Source organism: Halomonas sp. AOP43-A1-21 (assembly GCF_052376775.1).
GTDB lineage: Bacteria > Pseudomonadota > Gammaproteobacteria > Pseudomonadales > Halomonadaceae > Vreelandella > Vreelandella colorata.
In genome coordinates this window covers 1-22,960 of record NZ_JBQSWC010000041.1, presented here as the reverse complement: position 1 = coordinate 22,960, position 22,960 = coordinate 1, and the positions used below count along the sequence as shown (strand labels likewise).

General features: G+C 51.2%; 27 protein-coding genes and 3 pseudogenes. 24 read left to right on the top strand and 6 right to left on the bottom strand.

Annotated elements, in window-relative coordinates:
• Positions 1-275 precede the first annotated feature (275 nt).
• From ACT3R7_RS18590 to ACT3R7_RS18580, 3 genes and pseudogenes are all read right to left on the bottom strand, one after another.
• Positions 276-1,136 (bottom strand): annotated as a pseudogene (locus ACT3R7_RS18590) (IS3 family transposase); the annotation flags it as partial.
• Between the two features lie 76 nt (positions 1,137-1,212).
• On the bottom strand, positions 1,213-1,938 hold the full coding sequence (locus ACT3R7_RS18585) for a hypothetical protein (RefSeq protein WP_193057315.1): 726 nt from the start codon (positions 1,936-1,938) through the stop codon (positions 1,213-1,215).
• 6 nt (positions 1,939-1,944) lie between these two features.
• Positions 1,945-2,955 carry a ParM/StbA family protein gene (locus tag ACT3R7_RS18580; protein WP_192536164.1) on the bottom strand — a complete coding sequence of 337 codons (1,011 nt, stop codon included), beginning with the start codon at positions 2,953-2,955 and terminating at the stop codon, positions 1,945-1,947.
• A gap of 346 nt (positions 2,956-3,301) precedes the next feature.
• Here ACT3R7_RS18580 and mobI point away from each other — a divergent pair, with 346 nt between their 5' ends.
• From mobI to ACT3R7_RS18515, 13 genes are all read left to right on the top strand, one after another.
• Positions 3,302-3,865: a conjugative transfer protein MobI(A/C) gene (mobI, locus tag ACT3R7_RS18575; protein ID WP_192536165.1), complete on the top strand. Its 564-nt coding sequence runs from the start codon at positions 3,302-3,304 to the stop codon at positions 3,863-3,865.
• 378 nt (positions 3,866-4,243) lie between these two features.
• Positions 4,244-4,765 carry a hypothetical protein gene (locus ACT3R7_RS18570; protein WP_192536166.1) on the top strand — a complete coding sequence of 174 codons (522 nt, stop codon included), beginning with the start codon at positions 4,244-4,246 and terminating at the stop codon, positions 4,763-4,765.
• A 10-nt stretch (positions 4,766-4,775) separates the two neighbouring features.
• Positions 4,776-5,222, top strand: coding sequence for a hypothetical protein (locus ACT3R7_RS18565; protein WP_193057316.1), 447 nt, complete (start codon positions 4,776-4,778; stop codon positions 5,220-5,222).
• Positions 5,223-5,294: 72 nt separating this feature from the next.
• Positions 5,295-5,690 carry a hypothetical protein gene (locus ACT3R7_RS18560; protein WP_192536168.1) on the top strand — a complete coding sequence of 132 codons (396 nt, stop codon included), beginning with the start codon at positions 5,295-5,297 and terminating at the stop codon, positions 5,688-5,690.
• A 140-nt stretch (positions 5,691-5,830) separates the two neighbouring features.
• Positions 5,831-6,730 (top strand): DsbA family protein, encoded by a 900-nt coding sequence (locus tag ACT3R7_RS18555; RefSeq protein WP_192536169.1) that lies wholly within the window; start codon positions 5,831-5,833, stop codon positions 6,728-6,730.
• A 2-nt stretch (positions 6,731-6,732) separates the two neighbouring features.
• Entirely contained in the window at positions 6,733-6,978 is a 246-nt protein-coding gene (locus tag ACT3R7_RS18550; protein ID WP_192536170.1) for a hypothetical protein, read from the top strand.
• Positions 6,979-7,703: 725 nt separating this feature from the next.
• Entirely contained in the window at positions 7,704-8,312 is a 609-nt protein-coding gene (locus ACT3R7_RS18545) for a M48 family metalloprotease (RefSeq protein ID WP_192536172.1), read from the top strand.
• Between the two features lie 21 nt (positions 8,313-8,333).
• Positions 8,334-8,690 carry a M48 family metalloprotease gene (locus ACT3R7_RS18540; protein WP_192536173.1) on the top strand — a complete coding sequence of 119 codons (357 nt, stop codon included), beginning with the start codon at positions 8,334-8,336 and terminating at the stop codon, positions 8,688-8,690.
• Positions 8,691-8,917: 227 nt separating this feature from the next.
• Positions 8,918-9,103 carry a helix-turn-helix domain-containing protein gene (locus ACT3R7_RS18535; RefSeq protein ID WP_319643865.1) on the top strand — a complete coding sequence of 62 codons (186 nt, stop codon included), beginning with the start codon at positions 8,918-8,920 and terminating at the stop codon, positions 9,101-9,103.
• 35 nt (positions 9,104-9,138) lie between these two features.
• A complete protein-coding gene (locus tag ACT3R7_RS18530; protein ID WP_318781683.1) occupies positions 9,139-9,333 on the top strand; it encodes a hypothetical protein in 195 nt (64 codons plus the stop codon).
• Positions 9,330-9,788 (top strand): RNA-guided endonuclease InsQ/TnpB family protein, encoded by a 459-nt coding sequence (locus ACT3R7_RS18525; RefSeq protein WP_318781684.1) that lies wholly within the window; start codon positions 9,330-9,332, stop codon positions 9,786-9,788. Before ACT3R7_RS18530 ends, ACT3R7_RS18525 begins: the two co-directional genes overlap by 4 nt.
• On the top strand, positions 9,770-9,904 hold the full coding sequence (locus tag ACT3R7_RS18520; protein ID WP_443596269.1) for a hypothetical protein: 135 nt from the start codon (positions 9,770-9,772) through the stop codon (positions 9,902-9,904). The genes ACT3R7_RS18525 and ACT3R7_RS18520 overlap by 19 nt, the downstream gene beginning before the upstream one ends.
• A gap of 459 nt (positions 9,905-10,363) precedes the next feature.
• The gene (locus ACT3R7_RS18515) at positions 10,364-10,636 is read left to right on the top strand and encodes a hypothetical protein (RefSeq protein ID WP_192536174.1); all 273 of its coding nucleotides are present in this window, start codon (positions 10,364-10,366) and stop codon (positions 10,634-10,636) included.
• A gap of 213 nt (positions 10,637-10,849) precedes the next feature.
• Here the strand turns inward: ACT3R7_RS18515 and ACT3R7_RS18510 are convergent, their stop codons facing one another.
• Positions 10,850-11,056 carry an antirestriction protein ArdR gene (locus ACT3R7_RS18510; RefSeq protein WP_192536175.1) on the bottom strand — a complete coding sequence of 69 codons (207 nt, stop codon included), beginning with the start codon at positions 11,054-11,056 and terminating at the stop codon, positions 10,850-10,852.
• A 256-nt stretch (positions 11,057-11,312) separates the two neighbouring features.
• Here ACT3R7_RS18510 and parA point away from each other — a divergent pair, with 256 nt between their 5' ends.
• From parA to ACT3R7_RS18465, 9 genes and pseudogenes are all read left to right on the top strand, one after another.
• The gene (parA, locus tag ACT3R7_RS18505; RefSeq protein ID WP_192536176.1) at positions 11,313-11,942 is read left to right on the top strand and encodes a ParA family partition ATPase; all 630 of its coding nucleotides are present in this window, start codon (positions 11,313-11,315) and stop codon (positions 11,940-11,942) included.
• Between the two features lie 82 nt (positions 11,943-12,024).
• Positions 12,025-12,252 carry a plasmid partition protein ParG gene (locus ACT3R7_RS18500; protein WP_192536177.1) on the top strand — a complete coding sequence of 76 codons (228 nt, stop codon included), beginning with the start codon at positions 12,025-12,027 and terminating at the stop codon, positions 12,250-12,252.
• 84 nt (positions 12,253-12,336) lie between these two features.
• Positions 12,337-12,840: a Fic family protein gene (locus tag ACT3R7_RS18495; protein ID WP_263974037.1), complete on the top strand. Its 504-nt coding sequence runs from the start codon at positions 12,337-12,339 to the stop codon at positions 12,838-12,840.
• Complete coding sequence (locus ACT3R7_RS18490; protein ID WP_318781686.1) at positions 12,830-13,099, top strand: Fic family protein; 270 nt, start codon at positions 12,830-12,832, stop codon at positions 13,097-13,099. Before ACT3R7_RS18495 ends, ACT3R7_RS18490 begins: the two co-directional genes overlap by 11 nt.
• A 148-nt stretch (positions 13,100-13,247) precedes the next feature.
• The gene (locus ACT3R7_RS18485; RefSeq protein WP_192536178.1) at positions 13,248-13,502 is read left to right on the top strand and encodes an exonuclease/endonuclease/phosphatase family protein; all 255 of its coding nucleotides are present in this window, start codon (positions 13,248-13,250) and stop codon (positions 13,500-13,502) included.
• A 380-nt stretch (positions 13,503-13,882) separates the two neighbouring features.
• Positions 13,883-14,239 (top strand): ComEA family DNA-binding protein, encoded by a 357-nt coding sequence (locus ACT3R7_RS18480; RefSeq protein WP_192536179.1) that lies wholly within the window; start codon positions 13,883-13,885, stop codon positions 14,237-14,239.
• Between the two features lie 660 nt (positions 14,240-14,899).
• Entirely contained in the window at positions 14,900-16,177 is a 1,278-nt protein-coding gene (locus ACT3R7_RS18475) for a hypothetical protein (RefSeq protein ID WP_192536180.1), read from the top strand.
• Positions 16,178-16,189: 12 nt separating this feature from the next.
• A complete protein-coding gene (locus tag ACT3R7_RS18470; protein WP_263974040.1) occupies positions 16,190-16,318 on the top strand; it encodes a hypothetical protein in 129 nt (42 codons plus the stop codon).
• A gap of 5 nt (positions 16,319-16,323) precedes the next feature.
• A pseudogene (locus ACT3R7_RS18465) lies at positions 16,324-17,019 on the top strand (IS3 family transposase); the annotation flags it as partial.
• A 294-nt stretch (positions 17,020-17,313) separates the two neighbouring features.
• Here ACT3R7_RS18465 and ACT3R7_RS18460 read toward each other — a convergent pair.
• Both ACT3R7_RS18460 and ACT3R7_RS18455 read right to left on the bottom strand, forming a co-directional pair.
• Positions 17,314-17,595 (bottom strand): hypothetical protein, encoded by a 282-nt coding sequence (locus ACT3R7_RS18460; RefSeq protein ID WP_192536182.1) that lies wholly within the window; start codon positions 17,593-17,595, stop codon positions 17,314-17,316.
• 402 nt (positions 17,596-17,997) lie between these two features.
• Positions 17,998-19,017, bottom strand: a pseudogene (locus ACT3R7_RS18455) (IS110 family transposase).
• A gap of 346 nt (positions 19,018-19,363) precedes the next feature.
• Between ACT3R7_RS18455 and ACT3R7_RS18450 the strand changes: the two are divergent.
• On the top strand, positions 19,364-22,381 hold the full coding sequence (locus tag ACT3R7_RS18450) for a type I polyketide synthase (RefSeq protein WP_193057319.1): 3,018 nt from the start codon (positions 19,364-19,366) through the stop codon (positions 22,379-22,381).
• On the top strand, positions 22,374-22,960 hold a 587-nt coding region (locus ACT3R7_RS18445; protein ID WP_444675007.1), incomplete at its 3' end, for a condensation domain-containing protein. The genes ACT3R7_RS18450 and ACT3R7_RS18445, both read left to right, overlap by 8 nt.

Below are 22,960 nucleotides of genomic sequence, written 5' to 3'. Positions count from 1 at the left end.
TGATTCAGGATGGCTTCACCGAGTTCGATAGCCTGGACACGACAGTAATAAGGCAGGCGGTCAGGCCCTTCTTGAGTCACATGCTTCGACGAGGCGAAACCTCGCCGCCAGTGCTCCTGGATCACCGACAGGTCCAAGGAAAGACACACTAGCCGGGTCGATCAGAATGTGGGTCAGGAGACCCAAGAGCCCTCACGGCACCAGGTCCTCAGAATAGATCGATTACTATAAGTGCCGGATCAACCCAGAAACACCTGGCACCTTGTAGTCTTACTATCGGAATGGAACATGACGCTCTTAGGCTGACCACGTTGTTCCCAAGCATGATCCAGCGCTTTCACAACAAAATCTGCATCCGGGCTGCACGACATGGCCCAGCCAACAACACGACAAGCATAAAGATCCAACACAACGGCCAGATAGCTCCAACGCTGGCCACTCCAGATATAAGGGATGTCACCAGACCTGATTGGGCTGGTCTGGTGTAAATTTGCGGCCAAGATGATTCGCAATATCAGGTCGCCCAACAGTCGCCTGCTTGTCAGCAGGAGGGTCTGACTGCTTGCAGATCAACCCCATTTCGCTCATCAAACACCGAACCTTGAAACGGCCGATGGTGACGCCCTCTTCGCCGAGCAACCCGTTGATTGAGCTGCTGCCAGCTGAGCGGCGACTCTTTTTGAAAAGGCGGCTTACCTGAGCTTTTAAGGCCAGACGCTCAACATCCACGCGGTGCCACTGCTGGCGGTATTCGTAGTAACTGGAGCGGCTAATATCAAACGCATTACAGACCATTTCAACAGGCATTTGCTCACTCAACTGGTCTATCAGCGCGTACGATTCATATCGTCCGACATCAAGAGAGCGATGGTCTTTTTTCGGATGGTTTTTTCCATCTCAAGACGTTTGCAGCGAGCCTCAAGCTACTGAATACGCTGCTGTTCTGGGGTTAACGCTTTGCCCTTAGGCGTTATTCCTTGACGCTCGTCCGCAAGCTGGTGAACCCAGCGTCGGAGGGCGCTTTCACCGACACCCAACGAGCTACAAGCTTGGTGATAGCTGTAGCCTTGATCCAGTACCAGCCTGGCAGCTTCTTGCTTAAATTCAGGCGAAAAAGTACGTCGTTTCTTGGTCATCAGACACCTCGCTTTTGGTGGCCATATTACCACCTACGTTGGTGTCCGGTTTTATTGAACCACTACAGGTTGGTGACTACATTCTGATTTTGCCGATGGCACTGGACTTTTTAGGCGTGTTATCCCGCTTATCGTCTGCTACTGACGGCTCTGTTGAGGCATCCGCCTCCACACTTGTATCTGCTTCTCCTTTTTGGGTTCCCATCTCAACCTCACCTTCCTCTTTTATGCTTGCCATACCAGGATCAACGGGCTCTTTGACGATAGCGTGTGCCTGCGGGTTTTGTGATGGGCGGGTCGACAGCCCTTGATTATCAGCATGGCGAGCCAAGCGTGAAATATCGTTGAGTAATGCCCCCGCCGACGCAAGGGCTTTTACCCGACTGGAAACATTACCGTTTGGAATGGCTGCCAGGTCGCGGTACAACTCGGGATAATTGTAGAAATTGACGGTCAATTTTAGCGGCATGGAAGATTCTGTCTCGTCTCCGTCGCTATCCTCCACGTCATCACTGACGATACTGCTATAGTGCCTTTCGGCGAGTGAATGCAATCGCTCACTGTCAACGGCAATGCCCCCCATTTCCCGCATCAAGCAGCATAGGTTAGCGAGATTGCGCAGACGCTCCGCACGGTATTTATTAGGGACGGACATGAGTTCTCTGTACAGATCACCATCGCGGCGGCGGTACAGCATGATGTTGATGACAAGCGGCTGTGATTGCTGAAAGTCGTGCATCACGGATTCTCCAATGATTATAAAGCTGGCGGTAATCAGTGCTACCACCAGCTGTAATGCCAATAAACGCTATCGTGCGGCCCAGCCGTGATAGCCCCGAGCGATGGACAGCACCGGATCAGAGGGCTGGATAATCTCGCAATGTGAGAAAATTCGCCGTGCTTCAGGTTCAAAAAATGCCCCACCGCCCCCTGCAACCACAACAGTATCAAGTACCGTATTTCGCATACTACCCGCAATTTCGCTTATAGCAGCCTGAGAGATTTCCAATGCGCTTTTTTGGATGTAAGGTTGGATGTCTATTTTCTGTCCTGCATAGCGTACTATATGCGAATTTGCGCGTATTAAACTTTCAATTTTTTCAGACTTGAGGCTCTTACCTGGTGCCGCTCCGTAGTCTGCGCTGACCAATTCAGCCACTCTATCAATAATCCGAGACGTTGCTAAAAGGGTTGTACCGGACAACTCAGCATTTAACTCCCCTTCTTCAAAAACTACAAAGTCAGTGCTATAAAAGCCAGGGTCAATGATGATAACACTACCTTCTGTTAATGCTTCTACGGTATCTTGATCGTCGTTACTTTCAGCGTAGTGAATAGCATCTAAAAATGCACCGCCTGGTTGTGGAATGACCTCAACTTCATCCACGGTTACGGTTCTCTTTTTAGCAACTTGATGCTCCCCTGCCATCATCTTTTTAATATCGTTTTTTAATTCTTCGTTCTGCCAATGCGTGACCGGCAACCCCGTCACTAAGCGATCTACCTGGCGATCATTTGTATATAATAACGCAGCATGGAAAAGTGCCTTATACTGCGTCGTTTTAATGTAGTTTTCCGTTATATCGCGTGAGCTACCCAACACTTTACCTGGTGCAATACCAGCGGCATATTCAACGCCATCTACCATAACAATGGTGGTATCAACATCACCGCCGGTAATGCCTTTAATCTGCCGATTGAATTGATCGAGGCGCGACACCCCTACAGGAAAGACGGACTCCTGATGCCCTTCATCGCCGCCTGAGTAAACCAGCTTGGTGTTGCTATAGCCGATATCCAGCCCTACGTTCGTACCCATTCAGACCTCCACGTTTCACTGTTAAACAGCTAAACCGAAGCGCAAGTCACTTCGCCTTAGAGAGTTTATTTCAAACTTTAAGGTTTGTAAAAATCAGTATTGCATCCATTGAGAAATGCTTCAACCCTCTCATTACCTTTTCAATTCCCACCAGTACTGGGGGAAGGTGGCAAATTTTTATCACTTCCCCCCAGTTGGGGGGAGAATTAAAAAAATTTGGCTATTTTTCCTATTTTCTGTTTCACCTCCCACCAGTAAGTAATACCCTGTGGGGAGCGAGGGTTTCCCCCAGGGTAATTTCATGGGGAGCGTCTGTTAGATATTGAGGCTTTGGAGGGCTATCTGGATGTCAGAATATGGTGGTAGCAACAGTTCAGGTAATTATTCGCTTGACCATTTGCATACGCTGCTTGCTGTGAACGACGAGGCAGAAGCCGAGCGTTCGGGTATTGATTTGGCTGAAGTATCTGCCGCGCTGTCGGATGCAGCCGATGGAATGCTTGAAGAAATTGAGCGGTCGATTTATCTGGCAGCCTTGGACTCACGCACGATGGCTGACTTATTTTGGGAAGAAAAAATGGAGCGCTTTGCAGCAGGTGATCCAGGTAAGCTCGGTATCCGTGTTCGCGTTAATCGAGGAACCTTGGAAGTCGTCTATTTCCGTGATGCGTTTGTTCGGAACTCTGACTCGATGCGCAAAGGTAAAACTTACTACGCTAAACATATTAAACGGTCTGGTAAGCATCATTATAACGCCCGAGACTTTAATGGGGCTGAAAGTTGGGAGCGAGAATTAGTTGCGGCGCACGAAAAAGACCATGCCAAAAATCGAAAAATTTTTTATGAGTTATCAAAAGCGCGAACAGCGCTGAAGGAGATCAAGAAGGTAGTTGAATCGCATAGAAAGTAGATAGCCTAATAAGTTATTTATTCATGACTCAAACACCTCTGCTTGTGAAATTTCTCTTTTTAAACCATGCCGCCGAATAATTTGATAATATTTGTTAGGCTTATCCTCTTTCATATTAAAGTGGTCTTAATTTCGTGTGCAGGCATACACAGAATACCGTCACAATGCTTTCCTTTTAAAAGAAAAATTGCAAAAGGCATTTATAAGCCATTATTCCACATAACAAACCAAAAGGTTTATAGAGCACGTTATGGTTCATGTAATCCTTGAAGGCGGAAGGAAGCTAATTCACTAGAAATCCGCCCCTCAGCGTCTTGGTCGGTTTTTCGGGGTGCGTAGAATCCAACGGACACCCGACATCGAGACAAGGAGGGCATTGTGCTCACATTAGTAACCAGCGATAAATCTGAAAACGCATTGTCACGGCTTGAGGATGAGCAGCAGATATTGGCTGACGATATCGCTATGGCATTTTTCAACCTGACGCCCGACATCACTGAAGATGCCGACTGTGGCGACGTTGCGCACGAAGCAGCAGCATTCTTTGCTGACGCCGGTATGCCCAAGGAGCTGTTCTTTGGTGAGCTACATACCAACGAAACGGGCGAAAACGTGATCATCGTGCCGCATTACTGGCTGGAGGTGCCGCTGCAAACGACGCGGATTATTGTCGATCTGACACTGCCTTTCTGGCTGACTGATCCTGTTGCCGACACGACGGATTTCGACATTCCAACCGTTCTCATCAAGCGCCTGAGCGAGGAGCGAGGACGAAAATACATTGGTGAGCGAATCGAGTTTCCCGATCTTGTTGGTGAAGCCGATAGCTCAGCTATTGCGTTGTATCCGCAGTGCCGATTTTGCGATGGCCTTGTTCGTCATTACCATCGCCTAAAGTAAGGGTTTCGAGATGGAGACACAGGTTCGAAAGAGACACCTGCTTGCGTTTCTGGATCGGTACGGCGTTGATTCTCCTGCATTGCAGTACGCGATCTCGCTTCTTTTGGACGCCCAGAAGCATATCCCTGCGGTGTCCGATTCTCCGTCCATAGAAAGTGTTGCGCTATTTGGCTTGGACGACGACGAATGGGAAGACGCGGTGCGAGCTGCCCGTCTTCAGCGCAAACTGGATGAGCTGTCTTCGCAGTTTCCGCTTATGCTGCTCTCGGATTCGGTTGTCGATGCCGATAGTGGTCGGATACAGCTTTGGGGCCGCCAGGTGATACGCCCATCGGTGCTAGAAGATCAGCTGGGTATGTCTATCGCCACATCCGATTGGCAGATCGTGATGGATGCCTTGCAACTGCTCCCGTCTTCCTGGTCGATGGTTCTGGAAATTTCTCGGGGGACGGCTTAATTTCGCACCGGCTTGGTCAAGCGCAAAAGTTGGTTAAGCTACTAGGTAAATCAACGTAACGAGGAAAATCTCATGAGCCGTCAAAACCGTTCTTTGCGCTGTTCACTGAAAGCTGTGTCACTTTTGCCTCACCGTCTAGTGCGTGCATACCTTGTTGACGACACGCCACATGGGAAGTATCGCCAGGCTTTTTCGGTGCAGGGTATTGTGTCTCTTTCCCCGATTATCGGCCTTTTTGTTTTCTTTTTCTGGCGGGCATTTGCGGGTGTCGGTATCGAATGGATCATGCCGTCGATTCTTGCTCTGGCAGTTGGCGGGGTCTTGATGGCCATCTCTACGGCTGGAAGATATATCAAGGAGGGAAGGATGCGGCGTTTCATCGGCTTGCAGCTATACGCCCTTTTCTGCTGGCTCCTGACGGCCTCTGTCGTGTTTTCTACCCCCTACCTGCTACCTTGGACTGCCTGATCCCACGCAGGCTCTCATAAAGGCTTACCCCCTTCTTGGGGGGTTTTTGTTTTTGCCTAGAAATCCGGTGTTCCGCTGGCCTGCCTGATCGTTTCCTGCGCGTACTCTGCCAGGGTACTTTTCATTCCAGAGGGATATTCATGTCAAAATCTACATCTTCGGCCACAGACGATCGTCGCGCGATGCACCTTGCGTTTGGCGGTATTATCGGCAGCGGATTTCTGGCAACACTTGCATTCGGTTTGCTGCTGAACGCCCAGACTGAAACGGCTAATCAACTCCAACAGACCAATGCAAAACTGTCTGACCTTGCCGATGCCATCAACACTTCCTCTGGACAGCAAACGCGCAATACTGATCTGGTGGCCGCTGTTGATCAGGTGATGCAGCAGCGAGCGCAGGCCGAGCAAGAGGCACAGCGCCAGGCATTGCTAGAGGGGTATGACAATGCCCCTACCGATTTGGAAGACGATACGCCCTGGACATACGGGGATGTTGACGCTCGCTTCACGCTGTACACCTATTCCGATCCCAACTGCCCGTACTGCCGTCAGTTTCACAGTACCCCTAAGCAACTTGTTGATAGCAGTCAGGGCGTGATGAAGGCTCAGTACCATCACATGACGATCATGGATGCCAACTCGACCACCCAAGCATTGGCGAGTGAATGCGCAGGCCGTCTTGGTGATAATCAGCATTTCTGGGCGCTTAGCGACTATATCTACGAGAATCATCAGGTGCGCGAAGCGGGTTTGCTCGATGTGGCTGAAACGATGGGTTTTGATCGTTCAGCGTTTCGTCAGTGTATGCAAAGCAGCGATGTACAACGCCATGTGGCTGATCTTGGGCGTGAAGCACAATCAAAAGGTGTTACGGGTACGCCGACATCGTTTTTGATCGACAACGAAACGGGTAAGGAAGTCCGTTTGTCTGGGGCGCAGCCGCCAGGAGCCATCATTTCTGCATTAAGGGGCATAATCGAACAGGAAAGCGCGGAGGCAGGAGCAGTCAATGGCCAACCCGCTGAACAGGAAGGTTAATAATGCTTCCCATTTCCCCGATTGCGATTGCCATTGGTGCCGCCCTCTTTCTGGCCAGAACAAACCTGGCAGGCTTGATAGGCGGTGCATTGCTGGGGATGGCATTGATGCACCTTTGGCCGGAATACTTTATGCCCGTTTATACCTGGGTCGGCGGCTTGTTGGATTCGCTGGGCATTGGCGACTGGCTGGGCGCGGCCAATCAGTCTGCTCCCGTGACATCCGATGCGACGCCTACTGCCGAGTAAAACGCCCCATTCATTTGTGACTGACGCCCTTTCAAGGGCGTTTTTTTGGAGCGGAACATGCTTCCATATCGAGTATTGCCAGCGATGGCACTTGGGCTTGGGCTTGGGCTCGCAATACCGCCTGCTCTGGGAGCGGCGAAAACAGTTATGTCTTCCGGCGATACTGTGTCGGATTCGACACACCACCACAACGTCCAGATCGTCGTGAGCCACGACTGTCAGCGTGCCTGGTATCCCGATATTGGGGATCGTTTGCAGATAGAGGTACAGGCAGCTCATTATCGGCCAGACCGACACCTTGCAACGATCACAGCTGAGCCGCTAGAACGACATGGGCGTTTTGCCGAGCCCCGACGACGACTCGATGTTTTGACAGCGGACGGTCAAGGGAATATGCCTCCAGGCGCGTCAGCACCTTGGGTCAATGCCGAGCTTTTGTCGGGTGCGTCATCAGTGAAGCCTACAGGATCGAAGCATCGTACCCCTTGGCGGACGCTACCAGACTGGACGCCCCCTTCATCACTTTCACAATTGAAGTCGGCTGGCGCGCAAACCTTGACAGACTCAGCGGATGAAAAAGCACAAAGCTGGCTTCCCCGATTAAACAACTCTGCTAAGTACTACATACACCCTTTAGTTGAAAAAGTGCGTTCCGTCATTAGTAAAGAAGGCGATGGCTCATAACATCGTTCTGTAAATGTTCTTACCTTCGGTATTTACAAGGCATGGCGAATTTTTTATGTGCTTTTTTGCATAATTTAGCTTTTTTAGTTGGTTTTATTCTATTAGGTGTTTTTAGTGCTTTTTTCCCTTTAACCATTCTTTGGGCTGTTTATAGCGTTTTTGCTCATATTGCTTCTTGGTTGTTCGCCGCCGGTGTTCGTCCTGTATGGCTAGAGATTGGCTGGGTGCCGCTATCCCAAAATACGTTGATTCATCTCGCTCTGGTGGTCGCCTGGGGGCTGCTGTGTCTTTTGGTTTGGAGTGGGGCGAAGCAAGCAATGAGACGCCGCAAACGGCAGTTGCGGCGTTTGGCCAAGGGGAGATTGGTGAAGGTATCGGCAGACCATCCTATCGCGCTCTATACACAACGTCTGTGCAAGCAACATCGTATCCGATGCCCACACCTCTGGGCCGCCGAGAATGCCTATGTGGTTGCTTTCGTCGTTGCGCCGCCAATAAGAAAACCTCACTTGGTACTGTCAGCGGGTGTTTTGCAGTTGCCGTCGGACATATTGCGCTGGGTGATCGCTCACGAAGTCGGCCATCTGGTGCATAGGGATGCCCGCCATGTGCTTGCTTGGCAGCGTTTCCTGGACAGCGTGCTTGCTTAGCAGCGCCTACGCTTGAAGGTCGTGAAGTGGATTGTTCGGCTATGTCGCTGGATACCGCTAGTGGGCCATCCTCTTTGCCGCTTGCTGGTTGGTTTTGAGCATCTATTCCAAACATTGGATAAAGCTGGCAGACAGCTTGGAGGTGCAGCTTACGAGATATTGGCACTGTGGGCGTCGCGGCGCAGTGAGTTTCGCGCTGACGCTTTTGCTGCGTCGCAGGAAGGTACAGAGCCAGGTATCGCGCTGTTCAGATCGTTGGCAGCGGCTACGATGTTTGAGCCCTCGCAGCGCCCCATCAGTCTTCACACACATCCGACGCACCGCGAGCGTGTGAAGGCGCTTAAACGCTTTAACTCAAAACCTCATAATATCAATTGAGCATTCATGCTTATGAGGAAAAGCAACTATATTTATAATTTCATAGCCTTATAATCTCAATTCATCATAATTCCAGCACCAATGATCGTGTTCTTCTCGTGCGCAAGACGAGGAAAATTCTTACCAAACAGCGCGTAAAGCATCGCCCAATCGGGCAGTGATACAACCGGGCACCGCAACGCGGTGCCCGGTTGATTTTGTTTCATACCCCTGATATTTTTTCCAGTATGACAAAGCGCGCCTATAAAAAACGGTTCTATCCTACTCCCGAGCAAGCTGAGTTGTTGGCGCAGTCGTTCGGGTGTGCCCGTTTTGTCTGGAATAATACCCTGGCCTATCGCACCGAAGCTTATCAGCAACGCGGCGAGTCGGTATCTCACGCCCACGCTGAAAAGCGTCTGCTAGAGGCTTGAAGGCGGAGTTTCCGTGGCTCAAGGATGTATCGAGTGTGATTCTGCAGCAAACCCTGCGCGATCAGAAAGCCGCCTTTAACAACTTCTTCAACTCCAAGCTCAAAGCGCGGTATCCACGTTTCAAGAAAAAGGATGGCCGCCAGTCGATCCGGCTGACCAAGGCGGCGTTTCGCAATCGTAATGGCTACATCACGATTGCCAAGATGAAGACACCGTTATCCATTCGGTGAAGTCAGCCACTGCCTTTACCATCACGCTTTCACGCGATCGTGCCGGGCGCTACTTCATCAGCTGCCTGTGTGACTTTGCGCCAGAAGCGCATCCGGTCACGCCCAAAACAGTGGGTATTGATCTCGGGTTGACTAACCTGTTCATCACCAGCGATGGCGTAAAATCCGGCAATCCGTGTCACCTGAAACGCTACGAAACGAAGCTGGCCTACTTGAAGTGCCGGTTGGCGAAGAAGCAGAAAGGTTCCAACAACCGCAACAAATACCGTCAGAAAGTGGCGCGGCTACATGCCAAGATCGCCGACTGCCGCCATGACGCCCTCAATAAAGCGACCCGCGCACTAATTAACGAAAACCAAGTCCTGTGCGTCGAGTCACTCAATATCGCTGGCATGATCAAGAATAATCGGCTCTCTAAAGCCATTAGCGATGCTGGGTGGGGCGCCAACTGGTGAAAGTGAGCCAGTGGTTTCCCAGCGGTAAGCTGTGTCATGGCTGCGGCCACAAGGTTGAGAAACTACCGCTGTCGCAACGTCACTGGCACTGCCTGGGGGGGTGGCCACCCCATTGACCGCGACATCAACGCAGCCAGGAATATACGAACCACCGTGGTGGCGGGGTTAGCCTGTGGAGCGGGGGCAGCGGCTTAGCAGCTGTCTAGTGAAGGCGTGTGGAAGCAGGAAGGTTCTGAGGGTGACCTTGGAGCCCCGCCCAAAGCGCGAAGCGCGGCGGGCGGGCGGGGAGTGTCGGATGCCAGGCTCATGCTTTTATGCTATAAAGATCATGTGACACGGCAGCTTGGCCAAGAGCTACCACTTTTGTCATGGCAGGAAATGCCGACTCGCAAGAGTCACGTCGCTTGTTCAGTGGCACTGCCCCGTCACCTGGACACCCGACATCAAAGCCCCGCTTCGGCGGGGCTTTGACTCTAAAGATCTGTTTGGGAGGCCGTCAGGTATGGTAAACAATCCTACAGCTCTGCTCGTTGGTCATGATGCAGTCAACCTTTCTATGATTGAGCTTGCCTGCAGTGACCAAACCTTCCCGCCCTCGGTGCCAGAACGCTTACGATGCGACGGAAGCACTTAATTTTGTTCAAAATATCAGAAACCCACTGACAAACCTTATTATCATCGACTTGGACACGGTGGGTGATTCAGGGATGATGCTATTAGAAGCGCTGAAGAACGGTGCTGATTATGGCCAAAGAAAGCACAGAACTAACGGTGAAGGAGGCTTATCACTTGGGCTGTGGTGGTTTTTTTCGCCAAACCAGAAAACAATGATGGGTGGCGCCGTGTAATAAAAATAACCACGGAATACTGGTTCACGCATTGCCAAGGGCCGAAAGATCGTGATTAGGGTGCTGATTTTGAGCTATCTGCATAAAAGCCCACCAGCGCGTATTTTTCAAGGCTGATTATGTGTGCTCAACTTCATTGGCTTCACGGAAATCACCGGATGGAATTGCGCATTATCTCATTTAAGCGCTGGCTTCATGCTCGCATGTCCCATGTCAAAGCCCCTGGTATCCATCATAATCGACGGCTTCCCACACTCGGCCACACTCATCAACGGCAAGGGAGCCTAGCTTGACATCAAGAGGGTTACGAAGTGTCTCCCTCCAGCCGACGACTTGGTTGTCGCACACCAGCACAATGCCTCTTGTAATGTTCGGATAGCCTGCCCGATATACTGCTGCGGCATAAATCACCTGGTTCATAAACCTCCCTGTCAGCATGTTATTCTTGCTACTCCCTATAGCATTGGCATATATACTAGCGATAGCAAGCTGATCGGTCACCTCCCATGCGTGTTGAGCTAGTGTATATACACTAACTCCCCATACCTCCAAAGCCCCCTTCCTTAAAACGTAATGACTCATAACCTCATTTTTTTATTTGAGTTTATAACCATTTGATAAAATACCCATTTCTTCATAAGCTCAGATAAGGTTCTTATACGATGGTGGAGATACAATGCACGTTATTGCGGTTCTAAATCAGAAAGGCGGTTCGGGTAAGACGACGATTGCAACACACCTGGCCACGGCGCTGATGCTGGCAGGACATGATGTACTGTTGGTCGATTCAGACCCCCAAGGCAGTGCTCGTGATTGGGCAGCGGTTCGTGAGGATCAGCCGGTGCCGGTGGTCGGCATTGACCGTCCAACGATAGGGCGTGATCTGAAAAACCTGGCCCGCAAAGAATTTGTGGTGATTGATGGTGCACCACAGGCAGCCGATCTGGCAGCGTCCGCCATTAAGGCAGCGGATTTTGTGCTGATTCCGGCACAACCAAGCCCGTACGATATTTGGGCGACGGCTGATCTTGTCGAGTTGGTGAAGCAGCGTATTGAGATCACTGACGGCAAGATGCAAGCGGCGTTTGTTGTCTCCAGGGCGATCAAGGGGACGCGGATAGGCTCGGAAGTCACCAATGCACTTAACGAATATGAGTTGCCGGTACTTGAGAGTCGGGTTACTCAGCGGGTTATCTATCCCACGACTGCCGCAACAGGTACAACGGTCTTTGACCAAGACCCTGACGGCCCTGCATCTACTGAAATCAACGCATTGATGAACGAGCTGAAGGAAAAGCTCATTTGAGGTTTTCTATTTTTAATCTATTGAGCTTTTACGTTAATGCGGAAATAATGATTTGAAGTTATGATTTTTTGAGGTTTTTGAGATGACCAAAAGTGTACTTAGTGCTGGACGCCCAAGCGCGAAAGCAGACAAGCGAAAAGAAGCGACGTTAGCGAGCCTGGCAGACAGACCGGCCAAAAAGCGGGTCAACATTGATTTGACGTATGAAGAACACCAGCGGTTGAAGATATACGCGGCTCAGAATGGTATGACCATCAAGGATATTCTGCGTGAACAAATTGATAAGTTGATCGACGGCGATCAGGCGTGAAAGTGCTTTTACTCATTGCATCAAAACCTCATTTAAAGAAAAGCCCATCGAGTATTTTGAGGTTGACTGTCCAGGAGAGGGCGGATGTCTGACAGGTTCTTACGTCTTGATCGGCTTAAAGAGCAGCTAGATCAGCATCAACCACTGCCTCATGCTGTTGTCCACAACCTACATGAATCGCTGGTTTTGCAATGGACTTACCATAGCAACGCCATCGAAGGGAATACGCTCACGCTCAAGGAAACCAAGGTTGCCCTTGAAGGCATCACAGTAGGTGGAAAAACCTTGCGTGAGCATTTTGAGGTCATTAACCACCGAGAAGCGATTTGGATGGTTGAAGACTGGGTTAAGCAGCGTGAGCCTCTATCCGAATGGTTGATCAAGTCGCTGCACCAGCTGGTACTCAAAAACGTCGACGATCAGAACGCCGGCGTGTATCGCCAGGTTAATGTCATGGTAACAGGTGCTGAGCACCGGCCGCCTGAAGCCTACAAGGTTCCCCAGGCGATGAGCGATTTTCTTCATTGGTATCATCAAGAGGCTGGCGCTTTGCACCCCATTGAACGAGCCGTTCCGTGTGCATGGTGAGTTCGTCAAGGTTCACCCTTTTATTGATGGGAATGGGCGGACATCGCGGCTTTTGATGAATTTCGAGCTGATGAAAGCCGGGTTCCCTGCCGCCCTGATCGAGGTAGAGCAGCGGTTGGCTTACTACGAAGCGTTGGACACTGCGCATTGCGCCGGCAACTACGATCTTTTCGTTGACTTGCTTTGTAACAGCGTGGAAAACAGCTTCGAGCCTTACTGTTGGGCACTGGGCATTGATAGGCTACCGGAGAGTAAATGAGGCTTTGATGATAGTATCAAACAAGGTTTTGAGTTTGTCCGCTCTTGGTGCTTTGATTATTTCATCATTGCCTGTCCAGACTGACGTTGCCATCGCAATCTGGAACATTAAGCACTTGGGCTGAAATAACGACAGGGACTTCGCGATTTTGGGTGAGGTAGGCAGCAGTTTTAATTTACTTGCTGTGCAAGAGGTCATGAGCGAAGAAGGCGCTGAAAATTTGCATCTATCGTTGAAGCAGGCATCAGGTGAATCTTGGGTACATGTGATGAGTCATCTGATCGGGCGGAGTAGCTATAAAGAAGCGTATACGTTCTTTTGGCGAGAATCAGAGGTGTCTGTATCGGGTGGGGATGCTGTTTTTTTCGACGGTGCGGATGTTTTTGCACGAGAGCTGTATTAAGCGCTGTTTACCGACCGAGATACTAGCGAAACATTCGCCATTGCCAACGTGCATATTCTGTACGTGGATAGTGTGCGTGACCGATTGCCTGAGATTAAGGGGTTGGCTGATTACTGGCAGTGGTTAGGTGAAGAAGCCTATCCTGGTGTGCCTCGCATACTGACAGGAGACTTCAATCTCGACAGCGAGCACTTTGTTTTTGACACGCTTGAACTTTTGGGTGTTGAAGCGGCATACGAGGATGGCAGAGGTACAGAGGTACAGAGGTACAGAGGTACAGAGGTACAGAGGTACAGAGGTACAGAGGTACAACGATTAGCACGACAGAGGGCCGGTATCCCAATCATTACGATTACATATTCTTGTAGGAAGGCACGTCTTTGTCAGTAATCGGCCAAGGCATTCTGCGATTTCCTGAGCGCTGGGGGATCAATCACGGATTTGCCCGCGATGTGATTTCTGATCATGTGCCTGTATGGATTGCTTTGAAAGGCGCGTCTTTGCGCTTACTTGATAACGCTACAGTGGTGGCATCTTCCGAAACAAATGCCTGTATTGATATCAATTCAGCGCCAGCGGATGAATTAAACGATTTGCCCCATGTCGGCGAGAGCAGGGCAGCAGCGATTGTCGAAGGTTGGCCTTGGGCATCGCTTGACGCGCTTGCTGCTGTTAGTGGTTTGAGTGATAGCCGCGTAGAGGACATTGCTTCTTCAGGGTTGGGCTGCAATCACTAAAAGATATATGGAAAGGGAAAAAGGATAAAAGGAAAGAAGGAGGCTCAAAAATATCTATTTCTGACAGTTGGTTAGTGATCAAAGCTGTCCACTCTGTACATAGAAACCTGTTCACTCCATACATAGAAACCTGTTCGAGTTGTACATAGAAACCTGTCCACTCCGTACATAGAAAGCGGTGTCTGGTCTTACTGCCCTGAGTAACCTGTACAGAACGTACATAGAAACCTGTTCACTGCGTACATAGAAACGTGTACAGAGCGTACATACAAAGCCCTGAAATACCTCAAACCCGTCCAGAACGTACATAGGACGGCAGCTTTTTTCACTGAGTTACCCCCAAAATCTGTGGATAACTCAGAAGATTTACAGGTCGTACATAGAAACATGTACAGATCGTACATAGAACCCGATGGTTTGCTCTGGAGACTCCAATCAGAAAGAAGCTATGTCCCCGCGAGACGCTTCACGCTGTAGAATGTGTACAGAGCGTACATAGAATATACAGGTGTTCTCACGTTAAAAACTTGTACAGAGCGTACTTAGAAGCAGGGTGCGACAAAAAAGTGCTGAATGTGTACAGAGCGTACATAGAAGGAGCAGCTTCGCTTCGCTACACTCAGTTCCATAAAGCCGTACTCACCGAATCAGAGAATGGACATGGCACAGCATCCTCGCACGGACTGGGAGAAGGTCACTAGCGACCTGCGCAAATCAAAAACAAGTAAAGCCGATCAATCGGACGCACCGCCGACGAACCTGTCGCTCGATCTTGATTCGATCATGCCGGAAAGTGGGCAGGCTGAAGACGTTGCCAATGTACCGACACTCAAACTGGCCGAGCCGGATGTTCTGCCTGACGCAGCACTGACGCCTGAAGGGCAGTCCCTTCGTGATTTCCAGTCGACGCTGACAAACACGCCGGAAGAACGCGCCAATGTGTCCAACCTGATGCAGTTTTGGGAGCGAATACCCCGTTACAACTGCAGCGATATCCAGGGGATCAATAACAGCCCTGACGCGAAGGAAATGGGGATCGTCAACTATTCGTTTGAAGACAGCGGCGAGCATTACACCCTTGAGATGACACCGGCACAAATCCGGACAGAAGCCAACGGCGTTCAGCAGACCATCTTTTGCTACCCCGATAATACCGATGAGCTTGTGGAGCTGGCGCTGGTCAAGCTAGCAATGGATAACGGCGATATCCTTCAACCGGCGGACATATCCCATAAACCGGCGAAAGGCCATGCCGCATTGCCGAGTTATGGGGTGTATTTCACGATTAACCAACTAATCCAACAGCTCAAGCATTGGGGGAGGGGGCGTAGCTACCCAGCCCTGATGCGCTCTTTGGAAGTATTGAACAAGTGCAATCTGTCTGTTCGGTCGACCTCAAAAGGGGGGATCAATGCGCGAGGGGCGATTCTTCCTGAGCTTGTGTCATTTGAGCAGAATGGGTTTGATGCCCATGATCGAAACGGTTTCTGGACGGCAAGGTTTCACCCAATTATCAGCCTGGGCATTCATGCGGGCCTGTATCAGCAGTACAACGTGTTTCGTGTTGCTCAAGTTAAAACGCACGTCGGTCATGCCATCATCAAGTTGTTGTTGCTCAATGGCCGTAATATTTCTGAGCAGACACCTTACTCGCTCAAATTGTCGTCTTTACAGGAGACGACAGGGCTTCTGAATTACAAGAGCCCGTATCATGCGCGCCGTAAGTTCCGTGAGCATATACAAAGGATCGAGGCAGAAGGGCTGCTTTCACACGTTGAGTTTGTCGAGAAGAAGCGAGGCAAGCGCGTCATTGATGTGGAAGCGCGTATGTTTGCGTCAGCGTCTCTAGTCCGAGAGATGAAGGCGTCACACAAGCGCTCGAACATTATCGGCGAGCGTCGTTACGTTCGAGCCGCCATCCAGAAAACGAAGGTCTAAGGAGTAGCCGTGATGCAAGATGAGCCGAACCTGGTCGATAGCCCGCTCAACGAAAGATTGGAAGTGGAAGGCCATACATTCACGGTGGGCATCTATCGTTTGGAAACAGAGATAGCCAGCCTGGACGCTGGAAATAGTTAATGAGGCACCGCTCTCTTGATGTCGGACTCCTTGAACACTTCTCGCTGATCGAGAAACTCAAGACGAGCTACCCAGTGAAAAAAACTGTGTGACGTGTCTGGCGTGCATCGCAGTAGCTTTAAATACTGGGTACAACGTTCAAAAAGGCCTGCGTGTGCCACGAAGGCCAAGGAAATAGCCAAGGTCAGAGAGCTCTTTCGCGAGAGTGAAGGCTCTGCAGGTGCTCGCAGCATTGCAGAGATGGCGACAAGGCAGGATGTGCCGTTAAGTCGCTATCGCGCTGGCCGCTTGATGGAAAAGCTTGGCCTGGTTAGCTGCCAAGTGCCTGGGCACACCTACAAGCAAACAGGTGATGAACATGTTGACGTACCGAACCACTTAGAGCGTCAGTTTAACGTTGTGGCGCCCAATCGCGTTTGGTGTGGCGATGTCATGTATCTCTGGGTCGGCAATCGCTGGGCTTATCTAGCCGTTGTCATTGACTTATTTACTAGAAAACCGATTGGCTGGGCGATGTCGTTGTCGCCGGATAGCGAGCTCACTAGCAGTGCATTAAAAATGGCCTATGAAAGTCGAGGGCGACCCAAAGGCATTATGTTCCAAGCGACCAGGGCAGCCATTATACGAGCCGCAGGTTCCGTCAGGCGCTCTGGAAATGCCAGATAAAACAGAGCCTGAGTCGGCGTGGAAATTGCTGGGACACTCAGTCTACTATACTTGTGAACATCGTATCGGTGATTTTCAACCCAGTTGTCCAAATGGCTGCCTCTAAGCAGTCTGTTTATTACGCTCAACTTCCTGCAGCTTGCTAGGGTTGAGCGATACTGAACCAGGTGCCTCCCAGTTTCGGGTGTTGCCCGACCAGCGCTCTGGATGCCGGCACTTAGCGCTTTCATAAACTGCTTTGCGGTACTCAAGGCATTTTCGTTTGGCACCTCGCCGCCGTTCGGGTCTTCTTGTTGGCCAGCGCCTTCGAGACAAGCCGCTTTCCACTGCTAGATTTGCTCGGGATAAAGGCCTTTTTCGCGGCAGTAAGCACCAAACTCTGTTTCTGACAGGGTGGCGGTTTCGATGACCACGGCTAGCTTGGCGTCGGGCGACCATTCGCTGTCGCCTTGGGTGTAACCCGGCACAGGCACTCCTTTTACTCGACACTGTTTATACAGCGTCGCGTCAGAGATGCCTTCCTCTGTCGCTACCGATGCCGCCCTGTGATTATGGGGTGGTAACAACTTCTTCAGGACGGCTGATTTACGCTCTGCAGAATAACGTGGCACAAGGACTCCATGCCGCTCCTTCTGGATTAGATTTAGGCGATATCGCCAACCGGACAACTGGTATGGATTGACCTATCAAGTGTTCGGTTCTCTCTAATTCATTCAGTTGTCATCAATGCCTATGGGTCAGGAAGCAAAGGGCTATCAGCGACGGTGGATCTTTCTGGTATTCGTGGGTTGGGTACCGACCTGTCATCACTTCGTCGCGGAGCCACCCTGGTCTAGGCGTGAGGGTCACCCCACTCCGGAAGGTAGGGGTCTCATAGTTGCTCTGAGTTCTCCCACCGGCCCGACGCTCCCTGATACATAGGCACTGGAGCACACTTGTCATACAGTTGCCCGGCTTCCATGTGGCTTGCTCATCGCTTCGCAAACAATCGCCCACAAGAAGCCAACCAGCTCTCATGCTACTGCCGTGACGACCTGTTGCTTCACCTTGCCTGTAGTCGGCGGTAACGACCGCACAGGCGTTTCTGGGCCTCCCAAGCGATGGCTTGAACCGCTGGCGAGGTTATCTCCGCCCGCCGCTGAATCGTTCGCGTCTTACGTGCTGGGAAGCGATAGCTCTAAGCAGCCTCTACCAGCACGCGTCTTACATGCCCGTTGCCGGTCTTGGTGATGGTCGACTGCCTGCTCGCTGGGCATGAGACCAAAATAGGCCATCAACTGACGAGGCGAGTCGAAACGACTGATATCACCGAGTTCGGCGAGGACTGTCATTGCCGTGATCAGGCTTACGCCGCGCATCGCCATCAGCGCCTTCACCACAAGAGCCAGAGACCAGTTTGTTAGCTTCCTCCATTTGCTTCTCAAGACTGGCTACACGGCGCTGAGCGTCCTTCACGGTATCGATGTACTCGGCAAACACGATTTGCTGAATGTGCGTATTAAAACGGATCGTCTCTAACCAACGAAAATGAGCAGGCCCCATTTGCCCTTGCCGCCGTAGATCTTGCCATGCCGTAGCAAAAAAGCGCCTAAGCGTTGTCGAGCCTTGAGTTCGATGGCCTTTATGTCTTCACGAGCCCGCGTTAGGTCTCGAATCACCTCTTGCTCATGGGGGGACCCATACTGGGGTAAGTTCGCCAGAGCGAGACAGGCGTGCCAACATTTTCGCATCGCGCCGGTCTGTCTTGACGCGATCTCCTGCTCGCTGGGGGATCAAAGATGGGGGACGACCTCAGCGTCATGGCCACTGTCTCGTATTTGGCGATAGATACCATAGCCACAAGGGTCGGCCTCGTAACTGAACAGTAATGGCTGCTCCTCGAAGCGTTGGCTCAACTGACAGAGCAACTTATCTATGGACTTGGGCTTGTTGGAAATCTCACCGCGGAACTCTGGATCCTGACGGCCTGGTTCGGCGATGGCTACAGATATACTCTCCTGGTATACATCTAGACCAGTGTAGGCGGCATGGATGTTGCTGGCGGTGTTGAGCCGGTCAGCAGTGGCGGACTGAACAATGGAAGGCTGAGTTAGACTAGACTGTTTCATGACCTGCCTCTCTCAATAGTTAGTGGCTCTATGGTGTTGCCTCATAATCAACGCAACCCACGACGTTGATGAGGGTAGGTTAATTCATAATGTCTAGGCTGACAGAGGGAGTATTATTTTTATAAACATATTTGAGAATGAGTCGTATTTGATCTATTGTTAGTATTAACATTTAGGTGATAAGCGCTCTCAGCAAGAATCGCTCGCAAGATGAGGAGCAAGATCGGGGCCCGAATCTCAGTCAAATAGTTGCAATGAACCAGGGGATAAGATGGAACATTTGAACCGCGAGGACGCTCTTGCCATTGTAGGAATAGATGGGCGGTTTCCTGGATGTGAGAATCTGGACCAACTGTGGGAGCTGATCATTTCCGGAAAATCGGCAACAGTGGATTATTCACGGGACGCCTTGCTTGAGGCTGGAGAAAACCCGCAACTGATAGATGATAAGAACTACGTTGCCAAAGGCATGCCGTTCGCAGATATTGACGCCTTCGATTATAAATTTTTCGGCTTCAATGAAAGGCAGGCCCGGTATATGGACCCCCAGAACCGATTGATGCTGGAGTCATCCTGGCGTGCATTTGAACATGCCGGTTATGCGCCGCGGCAGATTGCCGATCGGTGCTCGGTGGGTGTGTTTGCAGGGAAAAATCCGCCTCACTATTATCATGAGAACGTGATCCCACATATTATGCAAGATACGCAGTCCACCACGCTGTCACAACAGTTGGAGGTAGAAACTGCCAACGGATGCGACTTCGTAGGTAATTGGCTGGCATACAAAATCGGCTTTACCGGGCCTGCGCTTAATATACAAACAGCATGTTCTACGGGCTTGTCTGCCGTTGCCGTCGCATGCCAGAACCTGCTGACGCATTATTGTGATATGGCGCTGGTCAGCGTAAGTGGCCTGATCCTGAACCAGGGGCGCGGATATCTATATCAGGAAAATAATATTCTGTCCTCTGACGGATACTGCAGGCCGCTGGATGCAGACGCCAGTGGAACCCTTGATGGCAGCGGTGTCGTTTCGCTGGTTTTGAAGCGTTATGAAGATGCTATTGAAGCCGGCGATCAGATTCATGCTGTGATTGCTGGAGTGGGTATCAACAACGATGGTCTGAGCAAACAGGATTTCATGGCGCCCGGAGTCGAAGGGCAAGCTAGGGCAATTCGTATGGCGCTGGCTCAGGCGGAGCTCAAGCCTGACGATATCGACTATCTGGAATTGCATGGCACGGGCACCCGGTTGGGTGATCCCGTCGAATTATCTGCCCTTAAACTGGCCTGGGGAGAGGTGCGTGATCGAAAACATCCTTGCCGGCTTGGATCAGTTAAAGCAAATATCGGTCATTTGAATGCGTGCGCAGGGCTGGCTGGTTTGGTCAAGGTTATATTGGCAATTCGCCATCATACCATTCCTCCCATGGCCAATTTCCGTTCGCTCAATCCATACATAGAGCTGGACAATCGCGCATTCGAAATCAATACAGCACAACTGCCCTGGCCTCGGGAAGGGAACTCCCCTCATCGTGCAGGTATCAGTTCATTCGGGTTCGGCGGTACGAATGTACATTTAGTGGTCGAGGAACATCTTTCAGCCGCTGCATCAATGCCGCAGCAAAAGCAGGGCATAGACCCAGAGATTTTGTTCGCGTCGGCTGCTTCACCGGAACAGATAAAACCATTGATAGAGAGTTGGTTGCCTTATCGGCAGGCGCATGGCGATGCAAACATATCGTTGACTTCTCTAATCACCCGGGAGCATTTGCGATATCGAACGGCCTTGGTCCTCAGAGCTGGTGAGACGCCAGATTTGAATGCACTGACAGTAAGCAGATCAGCGGATGAAACCCGAGTAGGCTGGGTTTTTGGTGGGCAGGGCGAGATGCTGTCTCCGGAGATGGGTCGGCAATTGTATCGGCGTTATGCACCGTTTCGTGACGCTGTCGACGAATGCCGGATGTTGCTTGGTGATGAACAGGCCTGTTTGATATGGCCGTTGCATGACAACGATTGGTCTTTGCATCGTCCGGCCGTTTTGCAGCCAGCCTTGTTTATTTATCAATATGCATTGGCACAACTTTGGCGTGCCGTGGGGCTGATGCCAGAGTGTGTGCTCGGTCACAGTATTGGTGAGATCGCGGCCGTGTGTGTGGCTGGTGGTTTGACGCTGGATAGCGCACTGCAACTGGTTCGCTTGCGGGGTCTAGCATTCGAGTCAATAGACGGTGAACAGGGAAGTATGCTTGTTGTGTTCAGCGAACTCGACAGTATGCCTTCGCTGGAGCAAGGGCTAGTAGTTGCTGCCCACAATGCGACGGATGTGCAGGTTGTGGCGGGTGCACAGGCTGCGCTGGACGCGTTCATGCAGCGTTGCCAGGAGGCGGGTGTAGGCACGTATCCGTTGAATGTGACACATGCCTTTCATTCACCCATGGTTCGGAAGGCAGCTGATTACCTTGTACAGCGTGCGCCCCGTTTACGTGGCGAGAAATTGACCATACCTGTATATAGCACATTAAGCGGCCAGCGTCTGGAGGATGCGACCGATATTGCATACTGGGCCAGGCATTTGCTTTCGCCAACCTTGTTCTCAGAGGCTCTTGCCGCGGCGACAGCAGCTCACCATCTGACAATGGCAATTGAAATTTCCCCGCACTCGCTGGTGAGTGGGTTGGTTCGTAAGTCGCAGTTGCTGGCGATTCCATCGTGCAGCCAGGCTCGCTCCGAACACTTGGACTTCCTGGAGGCGCTCGCAAGTGCATATGGTAATGGATTGGTGCCCGAGGCTACAGCGTTGTTTCCCGAGTCTGTCAGCAAGGTGGTATTGCCGGGCTATCCGTTTCGCAAACATTCTTTATGGATCAATCGTCCCAGCAATGCCAAACAGACGCAGGGCGAGAACAGGGCGCCTGGAGCAATTGGACCAACGCCCGAACGCGCTGGAGGGGCCGTCACTGCGGCAACAGGACTGTCGCAGGCAGCACCGAATGGTCTTGACGAGCAAGAAGAGGTGCTAGAGTTGAACGAAGATGATTCGGCTCAACTGCTGGCATTGTTCGTTTCGTATTGGGAAACGTATCTTGGGTTGCCCAGCGCAGTTCCGGATGATGATTTTTTTTCTTACGGCGGCACATCACTGACCGCGATCCAGATCCAGGAAGCAGTTAAACGCGATCTGGGTGTTTCAATCAGCATGTCTGAATTCATGGGGTCCAGAACTCCTCGCAAATTAAATGAAATTGTATGTGAACGGCTGATGGGCGAGACGACTGATGAGTAAGCGAGGCATTGCAGGTAACAAAGATCTTCTGTCACGGATACAGAAATCCCAAAAGAAAAGCCACGAAAGCCGGCAAGTTGCACCTGATGCGCTTATGACGCCCGTGTCTTCCGCTCGCTACGAGCCCTTCCCGATGACGGATATGCAGCAGGCATACTGGATAGGGCGACAGGAAGCGCTTGCTGATGCAGCCATGCATATCTACTTGGAGTACCGTGTCGAGCAGTTGGATCCCGTTCGATTCCGCCAAGCCTGGGACACGTTGCTCCAACGCCATGACATGCTTCGTGTGATTGCCTTGCCTGACGGGATGCAGCAAGTTCTCGAGTCGGTGCCTGCCTACGACATTGCCTGCGTCAATGTCTCAGATATGCCGACACATCGGCGGGAATCCGAGCTGGAGTCCATGCGTCACGAGCTGTCTCACCGGCGCGCCGACATTGCAACATGGCCGCAATTTGAAATTCGTATGGTGCTGGATCAGGGGGGAGGGCATGTTGCGTTCAGCCTGGATAGCTGGTGCATAGATGGCCGCAGTCTGGATATATTGTTGACTGAGCTCGATCAGCTTTACCACGT

Bases quoted from the DNA above. Each gene is read 5' to 3' on its own strand.
- ACT3R7_RS18580 (WP_192536164.1), bottom strand. From the start codon at position 2,955: ATGGGTACGAACGTAGGGCTGGATATCGGCTATAGCAACACCAAGCTG.
- mobI (WP_192536165.1), top strand. From the start codon at position 3,302: ATGTCAGAATATGGTGGTAGCAACAGTTCAGGTAATTATTCGCTTGAC.
- ACT3R7_RS18565 (WP_193057316.1), top strand. From the start codon at position 4,776: ATGGAGACACAGGTTCGAAAGAGACACCTGCTTGCGTTTCTGGATCGG.
- ACT3R7_RS18560 (WP_192536168.1), top strand. From the start codon at position 5,295: ATGAGCCGTCAAAACCGTTCTTTGCGCTGTTCACTGAAAGCTGTGTCA.
- ACT3R7_RS18555 (WP_192536169.1), top strand. From the start codon at position 5,831: ATGTCAAAATCTACATCTTCGGCCACAGACGATCGTCGCGCGATGCAC.
- ACT3R7_RS18550 (WP_192536170.1), top strand. From the start codon at position 6,733: ATGCTTCCCATTTCCCCGATTGCGATTGCCATTGGTGCCGCCCTCTTT.
- ACT3R7_RS18545 (WP_192536172.1), top strand. From the start codon at position 7,704: ATGGCGAATTTTTTATGTGCTTTTTTGCATAATTTAGCTTTTTTAGTT.
- ACT3R7_RS18535 (WP_319643865.1), top strand. From the start codon at position 8,918: ATGACAAAGCGCGCCTATAAAAAACGGTTCTATCCTACTCCCGAGCAA.
- ACT3R7_RS18510 (WP_192536175.1), bottom strand. From the start codon at position 11,056: ATGAACCAGGTGATTTATGCCGCAGCAGTATATCGGGCAGGCTATCCG.
- parA (WP_192536176.1), top strand. From the start codon at position 11,313: ATGCACGTTATTGCGGTTCTAAATCAGAAAGGCGGTTCGGGTAAGACG.
- ACT3R7_RS18500 (WP_192536177.1), top strand. From the start codon at position 12,025: ATGACCAAAAGTGTACTTAGTGCTGGACGCCCAAGCGCGAAAGCAGAC.
- ACT3R7_RS18495 (WP_263974037.1), top strand. From the start codon at position 12,337: ATGTCTGACAGGTTCTTACGTCTTGATCGGCTTAAAGAGCAGCTAGAT.
- ACT3R7_RS18475 (WP_192536180.1), top strand. From the start codon at position 14,900: ATGGCACAGCATCCTCGCACGGACTGGGAGAAGGTCACTAGCGACCTG.
- ACT3R7_RS18470 (WP_263974040.1), top strand. From the start codon at position 16,190: ATGCAAGATGAGCCGAACCTGGTCGATAGCCCGCTCAACGAAAGATTG.
- ACT3R7_RS18450 (WP_193057319.1), top strand. From the start codon at position 19,364: ATGGAACATTTGAACCGCGAGGACGCTCTTGCCATTGTAGGAATAGAT.